The sequence below is a fragment of the Corallococcus aberystwythensis genome (assembly GCF_003612165.1).
GTDB lineage: Bacteria > Myxococcota > Myxococcia > Myxococcales > Myxococcaceae > Corallococcus > Corallococcus aberystwythensis.
This window is the reverse complement of the sequence record NZ_RAWK01000013.1, coordinates 50,674-60,294: the sequence shown is the minus strand read 5'-3', so window position 1 is coordinate 60,294 and position 9,621 is coordinate 50,674. Positions and strand designations below refer to the sequence as shown.

The window sequence follows — 9,621 nt, the reverse complement described above, 5'->3', positions numbered from 1 at the left end:
GGCCGTCAGCCACGGGTAGCGCGTCCGCTCCTCGGCCGAGGGGGCATGAGACGCAACCTTCACGCGTCCGGCCGCCTCGCAGCTCGCCAGGGGCAGCGCGACGGTGAGCAGGGTGGCCAGGGTCATCCGGTCCACGGGCGGCTACGCGGACGTGGCGCTGGTGACGGATCCGCAGAGCCGGGTGGCGGTGCGGGTGCAGCGCTCGCGGGCGCGCGGCACGGCGGCGGGCGCGGGCAACGGCCCCCTGACGCTGGAGAACATGCTGCGCACCGAGGACGTGGAGGACGGCGACCTCATCATCACCTCCGGCACGGACGGCATCTATCCGCCGGGGCTGGTGGTGGGGCGGGTGACGCAGCTGGAGAAGAAGGAGCACGGCATGTTCCAGGGCGCGGACATCCAGCCGGCGGTGGACACCAGCCGGTTGGAGGAGGTGCTCGTGGTGGGCAGCCCGTACAGCGCGATGGCCTCTGGCGGGGCGTCGGCGGAAGGCGCGCAGAAATGAAGTTCCTGGCAACCGTCATCCTGGCGTTGGTGCTGCTCACGCTGGAGTCGGTGTTCGTCCAACAGGCGGGGCTGGTGCTGGGCCGCGTGGACGTCACGGTCGTGCTGGTGGCCTTCCTCGCGCTCCGCGCGAGCCTCACGGAGGGGGCATGTTCCGCCTTCGCGGTGGGCTACCTGCTGGACCTGATGAGCGGCCAGCCCACCGGCCTCTTCACGTTCCTCGCCGTGTTCACCTTCCTGGTGGGCCGGCTGGTGGCGTCGTTCGTGGACGTGCGCGGGCCGGTGGCCTTCGCGCTGTTCGCCATGGGCGCGGACCTGGGGCACGGCCTGCTGTCCACGTTCTTCACCTGGCTCACGGTGAAGGAGGGGTCCACGGCGCCGCTGCTCTCCGGCATGCCGGCGCAGCTGGCGCTCACGGGCGCGGCGGCGCTCCTGCTCTTCCCGCTGTTCAAGCGGTTTGAAGTGGCGCAGGAGCGTCCGGCGGGGTTGCTCCGTTGACGCCTCCGACCATTGGCAACACCACCCCGGGCCGGGACCTGAAGCGCCGCTTCCTGTGGCTGGGCCTGGCCATGTCGCTGGGCATGGTGGCGCTGGCCATCCAGCTGTACCGGCTCCAGCTCATCCGCCATGAGGAGTACGCCGCCAAGAGCGTGGCGAACTTCGTGAAGGAGGTCCGCCTGCGCGCGGACCGCGGCGTCATCAAGGACGCGCGCGGCACCATCCTGGTGGACAGCCGTCCCTCCTTCGACGCCTTCGTGACGCCGGCCTTCTGCACGGACTGCTTCGAGCAGGTGATTCCGCGCCTGGGCGAGCTGCTCCAGTGGGACCCCGAGCAGCGCAAGAAGATTGAAGACCTGGTCCGCGTGAGCCGCCGCAACGCGCCCTTCCAGCCGGTGCCGGTGCGCGTGGACCTGACGCGCGACGAGTACGACCGGCTCAACGCCCGGCGCGACATCCTGGACGGCGTGGAGGTGGTGCCCGTGCCGCACCGCAACTACCGCGCGGACACGGTGCTGTCGCACGTGCTGGGCTACATGAACGAAATCACCCAGGAGGAGCTGGAGCGCCTCAACGGGGACGGCGCGAAGTACGCGCTGGGGGACTACATCGGCCGGCGCGGCCTGGAGCGCTACTTCGAATCCAAGCTGCGCGGTCAGGACGGCGTGCGCAAGGAAGTGGTGAACGCGCGCGGCCAGACCATTGAAGAACTCAATGAGAAGCTCGGTGAGAACGCCGTCATCCCTCCCACGGCCGGCAGCAACGTGGTGCTCTCGCTGGACATGCGCCTGCAGGAGGAGGCGGAGCGCGCGTTCCCGGGCGTGACGGGCGCGGTGGTGGCCATCGACGTGAACACCGGCTTCATCAAGGCGCTGGTGTCCCGCCCCGGCTTCGACCCGAACCTCCTGACGGGCCGCGTGACGCCGTCGCAGATGGCCACGCTGGCGCGCGACCCGCTCCACCCGATGATCAACCGCGTGGCCGCGGAGCACTACAGCCCGGGCTCCACCTTCAAGGTGGTTTCGCAGCTGGCCGCCTTCAAGTCCGGCCTGTTCCGCCCGGAGACGGTGGTGAACTGCTCGGGCGGCTACCGGCTGGGCGCGCGCGTGTGGCGCTGCCACAAGGAGAGCGGCCACGGGCCCCTGGACGCCCGGGGCGCGATGAAGGCGTCGTGCGACTCGTGGTTCTACAAGGTGGCGGACACCATCGGACTGGACCCCATCGCGGAGATGGGCAAGTCGCTGGGCCTGGGGCGCCCCACCGGCATCGGCGTGGTGGCGGAGGTGCCCGGCATCATGCCGTCCAGCGCGTACCACGACAAAGCCTCACCGGGCGGCTACACCAAGGGCATGGCGCTCAACAGCGCCATGGGGCAGGGCGACGTCAACGTGACGCCGCTACAGCTGGCGCTGGTGTACGCGGCCGTGGCCAACGGCGGGAAGCTCTACAAGCCGCAGATGGTGCAGCGGCTGGAGAACCTGGACGGGCAGGTGATGGAGGAGTTCAAGCCGGAGGTGGTGTCGAAGGTGGACATCAACCCCGCGCACCTGAAGGCCATTGTCGAAGGCCTGGAGGCGGTGGCGCAGGAGCCCGGCGGCACCTCGTACCGCGCGAAGCTCAAGTCGGGGCTGCCCACGGACTTCCTGGTGGCGGCCAAGACGGGCACCGCGCAGGTCACGCGCATCGGCACCGTGCGTCTGAAGACGCACCAGATGAGCTACTTCGAGCGCGACCACGCGTGGTTCGCCGGCTTCGCGCCCGCGAACAAGCCGGAGCTGGCCGTGGTGGTGCTCAACGAGCACGGCGGCCACGGCGGCGTGGACGCGGCGCCCACGGCGCTGGCGGTGATAAAGAAGTACTTCGAATTGAAGGCGCAGGACGCGACGTCACCGCCGCCCCGCGCCAACCAGCCCTACACGCCGTCGTTGCCGCCGGCGCCCAGCCTGGATGAAGCGGCGCTCACCCGCGCCGTGGTGCCCCCGCCGCGGGTGAACCTGCCGGGAGAGCCCATCCAGCCGCCCTCGGAAACCGGAGACGACAGTGCAACTGCGGATTGAGCGCCGGATGATGCCCCACGTGCCGTGGGGGCTCATCGTGTGCGTGCTGGGCGTGTGCGCGCTGGGCATCTGGAACCTGGCGTCCGCCTCCCGGCCGCCCATGGCGCCGGTGTGGACCAGCCAGGCGCTCTACCTGGGCGTGGGCCTGGGCGCGGTGTTGATGGTGTGCCTGGTGGACTACCGCTGGATCCAGCGGATGGCCTTCCCCATCTACGTGCTCAACATCCTGGCGCTCCTGGCGTTGCGGCTCGTGGGGCACACGGCGAAGGGCGCGGAGAGCTGGTTCGTCATTGGCCCGTTCCGCCTGCAGCCCGCGGAGTTCATGAAGATTGGCGTCGTGCTGATGCTGGCCAAGGTCTACCACGACGACTTCCAGCCCAATCAGCCGTCCTACGGCATCGTGCGGCTGTGGAAGCCGGTGCTGGTGGTGATGGTGCCCTTCGTGCTGGTGCTGGTGCAGCCGGACCTGGGCACCGCGCTGATGATCTTCCTGTCCGCGGGCACCGTCATCCTCTTTGGCAAGGTGCGCTGGTACCTGGCCGCCACGCTGGTGGCGGGCGTGCTGGTGGGCGGCCTCATCATCTGGAACGACTACGTCCGGGAGATGCCCGAGCCGCGCACCACCGTCGTGCGCCACTACCTCAAGAAACACCAGAGCCAGCGCATCTCCGGGTGGCTGGACCCCGAAGCGGACCTGCGCGGCAGCGGCTACCACGCCGCCCAATCCAAGATTGCCGTGGGCTCCGGCGGGCTCACCGGCAAGGGCTGGCGCGAGGGAACCCAGACAGGGCTGCGCTTCCTGCCGGAACAGCACACGGATTTCATCTTCTCCGTGTGGGCCGAGGAGCACGGCTTCTTCTCCTGTCTCCTGTTGCTCCTGCTCTACGGAGGCATCTTCATTCTCGGGCTGGGCGTGGGCTTCAGCGCGCGCGACCGTTTTGGAGCGTTCGTCGCGGTGGGGGTGGTGGCCACACTTTTCTGGCAGGTGTTCGAAAACATCGGCATGGTCATTGGCCTGTTGCCGGTGACGGGCATCACGCTGCCCCTCATGAGCTACGGCGGCTCCTCGATGCTGTCAGTGATGTTGTGCATCGGGCTGCTGGTGAACATCAGCATGCGCCGTCACATGTTCTGACGGCCGGAGGCTTCCGATGGCGGTGCAGAGGAAGGGTGCGACGACGACGGTGAAGGCCGGCACGGCGGTGGGCACGACGCGCGTCGCGCCCACGCCCGGCGCGGGGCCTCGCATCGAGATGAACCAGGGGGAGCCCGAGCACCGGCACTTCCCGCGCGCGCAGCTGGCCACGCACTTCGACCTCTGGGTGGATGACGGCGCGGGTGGGCGGCGCTTTTCCGCCAACCTGGTGTCCATCAACGTGAGCGTCAGCGGCGCCTTCCTCGCGAGCACCTTCTTCCTGCCCATGGGCACGGTGGTGCGCGCACGCTTCGCGCTGGAGGAGGGGGCGGCCCCCGTGGAGGCTCGCGCGGAGATCGTCCGCGAGGAGCGCGGCCCGGAGGAGGAGGGCCGCAGCGGGTTCGCCCTGCGCTTCCTGGACTTCTCTGGGCAGACGGAGGTGGCGCTCGCCCGGCTCTTCCTGGGCATGCGCCTGCGCGCCTTCACGGAGGACTATCTCAAGTCCCAGCGCGCCCGCTCCCTGCCCAACGAGCTGGAGCGGGTCATCGACGTGATGGCGGCCTGGGAGCTGCTCAAGGCCACCACGCCCGGAGACCCCTGGCGCGGCGAGTAGGGCTCCGGAGGCGGCTTCAGGCCGGCTTGCCGGTGGCGATCTGCCTGCGGCGCTCGGCCTGGTAGTGCGCGGAACACAGGCCCTTGGAGCGCTGCTCGCGGGTGCAACCATTCACCGTGCAGCGGCGGTCCATGGGCACCGGCCCACCCGCCACCGTCTTGGGGGGACGGCCGCGGCGGCGTCCCGCCATCACCGCGCCATTGCCCGGCGACGCGGCGACGCTGCCCATGCCCGGCATCCCCGTGTTCAGCGCGCGCAGCATGCCGCGGCCGATCGCATCCCCCAGCGCCTCCGCCCATGACGTCAGGGCAGGGGTCAGCGGTGCTTGCGAGGTCAATTCTTTGCGAAGGCGTGCCATGAAAACTCCTGTTGAAACTCGCCAATCAAGACAGGCGTGTATCCGTGACTTCTGTCTGGTGTGGCGAACTCTGTCAACAAGACATATTGGGGTCGTGTTTGACTCGTAATGCAATTTCAATGTCTGTTGAACAAAACACGACGGGAGGATCGCCCAGCTGTCCCAGGCGGGCGTTTGTCTCAATTGCAGAGAAACGTCTTCCGTCGGGGGGCGGAGGGCACCCGGTAAGTGAAAGCCCTTACCGTCGCGGTGAGTTGTCTTTCTACAGACAGACCGAACCCGGAGCCTTGTCACGTCCCGGTGTCTGGTTGGGAGCCACACATGAAGCGTCCCCTCTCACCGGGCGCGGTTGCTGGCGCTGAAGGCCAGGCGCGTCGTGGGTGGGAGGGGACGTGAGTGACGGCCGCGGTGCGCGGGCCGTCACCGGGAACACGGCGGCTCAGAGGTTCTTCTTCACGACGTCCTCGATGCGCGCCTTGGGCACCGCGCCGACAATCTGATCCACGACCTTGCCGCCCTTGAAGAGCAGCAGGGTGGGGATGGAGCGGACGCCATACTTCTGGGGAGTGTCCTGGTTCGCGTCGATGTCCATCTTCGCGAACGTCACCTGGCCCTTGTACTGGGCGGACAGCGCCTCCACGGAGGGCGCGATGGCGCGGCAGGGAGCGCACCACGTGGCCCAGAAGTCCACGAGCACGGGTTGCTGCGCATCCAGGACCTGCTTCTGGAAGTCCGAGTCGCCGATGTTGATCACGTCGCCAGCCATGTCGTCTCCTGGTGTACTTGCTTGGGTCAGGTGCTGCGTCTTGTGGGCTTCGCGCCCCTGAAGTCGTCCTCGAGGGTCCGGGGAGCCGGAAGGCCTCGGGGGAACGGATGCTGTATCCCGCCGGCGGTTGCACGCCATTTCCAGGCCCCCCGGACGGGAGGCTGGTGTAGGCTGGAAGGCGTGACGAAGCTCTTCCTGTCCCAGGCCCAGCTCGAGGAGTGGGCGCTGGCGGACAAAGCAGACCTGCGCGAGGGCCGCCTGGTGGTCGCCGCCGAGGGCGGGAGCGACTGGCCGCTCACACCCGCCGTCCACGTGGTGCAGCTGGTGTCGGGGGAGGACACCCACCAGCTGGTGTCACGGGTGAAGACCGAGGAGCAGCTCGGCCGGCTGGGCGCCGAACAGATGGCCGACTCCATCCTGGTGGGGGACTCCGCCTACGAGGTCGTTCCGGGCTATGTGACGGAGGTGGGTGCGCCCGCCCCCGAGCGCAAGCCCAATTCGGAGACCGACCTGCTGGCGGCCTTCATTCTCAATAAAATGGGCTGAGGCAGGAGTGAATGCCTCCTCGGCCGGGGTTATGAGCCTGCCGCCATGAGCCATACGCTCGTCTCGCTTGCCTGCCACGCCTACGGCCTGGCTGCGCTCGTCTACCTCGCCTTCCTGGTCCGCCAGTCCCAGGTGCTCGCCGTCACCGGCCGGGTGCTGGTGGGGACCGGTCTGCTGATGCATTGCGTTGCCCTCATTGAAATGCTGGGGGTGCAGGGGGGCCGGCTGGTGGGCCCCGCGCAGGGCATGTCCACCTTCGCCTTCCTGCTGCTGGCGCTGTTCCTGGCGCTGGACCTGCGCTACCGCAAGCCTGTCATCGGCGCGTTCCTCACGCCGCTGGCGGTGGCGGTGCTGCTCATCGGGATGTTGCTGCATGGCGGCGCCGTGCCGCTGCCGGCGGCCATGCGCCAGCCGCTCCTGCCGGTGCACGTCACCATCGCGCTGCTGGGCATGACGGCCTTCGGTGTGGCGGCCGGGGTGGGCGTCATGTACGTGTTGATGGAGCGGGAGGTGAAGGCCAAGCATTTCGGGCTGCTCTTCTCCCGGCTGCCGTCCCTGGAGTTCCTGGACACGCTCAACCGGCGGCTCGTGGTGTGGGGCTTCATCGCGCTGTCGCTCACGCTGGCGACCGGGGCCCTGTTCGTCACCACGGTGCCGGGGCTCGCCTGGAACCTGGACCAGAAACAGGTGGCGACGTTCGTCGCCTGGGGTGTCTTCGCCTCGCTCGTCATCGCGCGCATCTTCGCCGGCTGGCGGGGCCGGCGGGTGGCGCTGCTCACCATGGCGGGCTTCTGCCTGGTGCTGGTCTCCTTCCTGTCGTCCTACGACCTGTCCGCCGCTGGCCCGGGGATGCCGTAGCCATGGAAATCATCTGTATCGGCGTGTCGCACCGCACCGCCCCCCTGGGCGTCCGTGAGCGGTTGGCATTGCCCGAAGCGCGTCAGACGGAAGTGTTGCAGCGTCTGGCGCAGGCGCCCGTGGAGGCGCTCTGGGTGTCCACGTGCAACCGCGTGGAGGTGTACCTGGCGGCCCCCAGCGCGGAGCTGGCGCGGGAGCGTGCGCGGGAGACGCTGCACTCGCTGGGCGGCGCGGAGGCGCTGGAGCACCTGTATGAGCACCAGGGCGAGGCGGCGCTCGTGCACCTGTTCCGCGTGGCGTCCAGCCTGGACTCCATGGTGCTGGGCGAGGCGCAGATATTGGGGCAGGTGAAGGACGCCTTCGAGCGCGGCCAGGGCGCGGGCGCGGTGCGCGGGGAGCTGACGCGCGCGTGCGCGGCGGCGTTCGGCTGCGCCAAGCGCGTGCGCACGGAGACGGCGGTGGGGCGCGCTGCGACGTCCATGGCGTCCGCGGCCGTGCAGCTGGCGAGCAAGGTGTTCGACGGGCTCAAGGACAAGACCGTGCTGGTGGTGGGCGCGGGAGAGATGGGCGAACTGGCGGCGCGGCACCTGAAGAACGCGGGCGCCGGCAAGCTCATCGTGACCAACCGCACGCTGGCCCGCGCGGAAGCGCTGGTGGCGGAGGTGGGCGGGGTCGCGCGGCCCTACGAGGAACTCTTCACGCTGGTCGCCGCCGCGGACGTGGTGGTGACGAGCACCGCGTCGCCGGTGCCCATCTTCACGCGCGACAACGTGGGCGCGCTGGGCAAGGGCCGCAAGGGCCGGCCGCTGTTCATGGTGGACCTGGCGGTGCCGCGAGACATCGACCCGGCGGTGGGCACGCTGGACTGGGTGCACGCGTACGACGTGGACGACATCCAGAAGTTCGTCGCGGACAACACCGCCGCGCGCGCGGAAGAGGCGCACAAGGCGGGCGGGCTGGTGGCGCAGGAGGTGGCGCGCTTCGCCCGGGAGCGCGCGCTGCGCGACGGCATGCCCGTGCTGGCCCGCCTGCGTCAGCGCGCGGAGGCCATTGCCCGCGCGGAGGTGGAGCGCACGCTCCTGGGGCTGGGCGACGGGCTCACCGACAAGCAGAAGAAGAGCATCGAGGCCATGGGACGCGCCATCGTGAACAAGCTGCTGCATGAGCCCACCGCGCGTCTGCGCGCCGTGGGTCCCCAGGGCGAGGGCAACCGGCTGGCGGGCGCCGCCGCGGAGCTGTTCGGCCTCACGGAGGCGGAGGCCGCCGCCATGGCTCCGGAAGAGGGCCCCGCGCCCGCGGTGGAAGCGCGCAACACCGTGGTGGCCACCGGGAGCCGGCGATGAAGCACGTGCGCATCGCGACGCGGCAGAGCCCGCTGGCGCTGTGGCAGGCCCGGCACGTGGCCTCGCTCCTCACCCAGCGCAACCCCGGGCTGGAGGTGTCGCTGGTGGAGATGACCACCGAGGGCGACCGCTTCCTGTCCGCGCCGCTGTCCGCGGTGGGCGGCAAGGGCCTGTTCGTGAAGGAGATTGAGCAGGCGCTGCTCGACGGCCGCGCGGACCTGGCGGTGCACAGCCTCAAGGACATGACGTCGGTGTTTCCGGACGGGTTGATATTGGCGGCGGTGCCGGCGCGCGAGGATCCGCGCGACGCGTTCTGCAGCCCGGACGGGCACACGCTGGCGATGCTGCCTCCAGGCGCGAAGGTGGGCACGTCGTCGCTGCGGCGCAGCTGCATCCTGCACGCGCGCCGGCCGGACCTGGAGATCGTCTCCCTGCGCGGCAACGTGCAGACGCGCCTGCAGAAGACGCGCGACCTGGGGCTCGCGGGCGCCATGCTCGCGGCGGCGGGGCTCAAGCGCCTGGGATTGGATCACCACATCACCCAGGTGGTGCCGGTGGCGGACAGCCTGCCCGCGGTGGGGCAGGGCGTGCTGGCCATCCAGTGCCGCGAGGCGGACGCGGACGTGCGCGCGCTGCTTCAGCCCCTGGAGGACGCCCTCACGCGCAACGCCGTGCGGGCCGAGCGCGCCTTCCTGGCGAAGCTGGAGGGCGGCTGCACGGTGCCGCTGGCCGGCCACGCCACGGTGGAGGACGGCCAGGTGTACCTGCGCGGACTGGTGGGCCGGCCGGATGGTTCGCTGGTGGTGCGGGGGGAAGTGAAGGGCCCCGTACCGGAAGCGGAGCGGCTGGGCGAGGCGCTCGCGGACGAGCTCCTGTCGCGCGGGGCTGGCGACATCCTGCGCGATTTCGGCCGCCGCGAAGGCGCGCCGCGCGCCTAGAGTGC

At 69.9% G+C, this 9,621-nt stretch carries 10 protein-coding genes and 1 pseudogene; 9 read left to right on the top strand and 2 right to left on the bottom strand.

The window, feature by feature from the left end; translation table 11 throughout:
* Window positions 1–112 precede the first annotated feature (112 nt).
* The 5 genes and pseudogenes from mreC to D7W81_RS03630 all read left to right on the top strand — a co-directional run.
* Window positions 113–505, top strand: a pseudogene (gene mreC, locus D7W81_RS03650) (rod shape-determining protein MreC); the annotation flags it as partial.
* A complete protein-coding gene (locus D7W81_RS03645; RefSeq protein ID WP_120553902.1) occupies window positions 502–1,002 on the top strand; it encodes a hypothetical protein in 501 nt (166 codons plus the stop codon). The pseudogene mreC and the gene D7W81_RS03645, both read left to right, overlap by 4 nt.
* Complete coding sequence (mrdA, locus tag D7W81_RS03640) at window positions 999–3,059, top strand: penicillin-binding protein 2 (RefSeq protein WP_120553901.1); 2,061 nt, start codon at window positions 999–1,001, stop codon at window positions 3,057–3,059. The genes D7W81_RS03645 and mrdA overlap by 4 nt, the downstream gene beginning before the upstream one ends.
* A gap of 7 nt (window positions 3,060–3,066) precedes the next feature.
* Window positions 3,067–4,194, top strand: coding sequence for a rod shape-determining protein RodA (gene rodA / locus D7W81_RS03635; RefSeq protein ID WP_208721146.1), 1,128 nt, complete (start codon window positions 3,067–3,069; stop codon window positions 4,192–4,194).
* Between the two features lie 16 nt (window positions 4,195–4,210).
* Window positions 4,211–4,807: a PilZ domain-containing protein gene (locus D7W81_RS03630; RefSeq protein WP_120553899.1), complete on the top strand. Its 597-nt coding sequence runs from the start codon at window positions 4,211–4,213 to the stop codon at window positions 4,805–4,807.
* 16 nt (window positions 4,808–4,823) lie between these two features.
* Here D7W81_RS03630 and D7W81_RS03625 read toward each other — a convergent pair whose 3' ends face one another.
* Both D7W81_RS03625 and trxA read right to left on the bottom strand, forming a co-directional pair.
* The gene (locus D7W81_RS03625; protein WP_120553898.1) at window positions 4,824–5,165 is read right to left on the bottom strand and encodes a hypothetical protein; all 342 of its coding nucleotides are present in this window, start codon (window positions 5,163–5,165) and stop codon (window positions 4,824–4,826) included.
* Between the two features lie 439 nt (window positions 5,166–5,604).
* Entirely contained in the window at window positions 5,605–5,931 is a 327-nt protein-coding gene (trxA, locus tag D7W81_RS03620) for a thioredoxin (RefSeq protein WP_120553897.1), read from the bottom strand.
* 180 nt (window positions 5,932–6,111) lie between these two features.
* Between trxA and D7W81_RS03615 the strand changes: the two genes are divergently transcribed.
* From D7W81_RS03615 to hemC, 4 genes are read left to right on the top strand one after another with little or no spacing between them, the layout of a single operon-like run.
* Window positions 6,112–6,477 carry a hypothetical protein gene (locus D7W81_RS03615; protein WP_120601668.1) on the top strand — a complete coding sequence of 122 codons (366 nt, stop codon included), beginning with the start codon at window positions 6,112–6,114 and terminating at the stop codon, window positions 6,475–6,477.
* 45 nt (window positions 6,478–6,522) lie between these two features.
* On the top strand, window positions 6,523–7,335 hold the full coding sequence (locus D7W81_RS03610) for a cytochrome C assembly family protein (RefSeq protein ID WP_120553896.1): 813 nt from the start codon (window positions 6,523–6,525) through the stop codon (window positions 7,333–7,335).
* Between the two features lie 2 nt (window positions 7,336–7,337).
* Complete coding sequence (gene hemA, locus D7W81_RS03605; protein ID WP_120553895.1) at window positions 7,338–8,678, top strand: glutamyl-tRNA reductase; 1,341 nt, start codon at window positions 7,338–7,340, stop codon at window positions 8,676–8,678.
* On the top strand, window positions 8,675–9,616 hold the full coding sequence (gene hemC, locus D7W81_RS03600; protein ID WP_120553894.1) for a hydroxymethylbilane synthase: 942 nt from the start codon (window positions 8,675–8,677) through the stop codon (window positions 9,614–9,616). Before hemA ends, hemC begins: the two co-directional genes overlap by 4 nt.
* The last annotated feature ends 5 nt before the right edge of the window (window positions 9,617–9,621 follow it).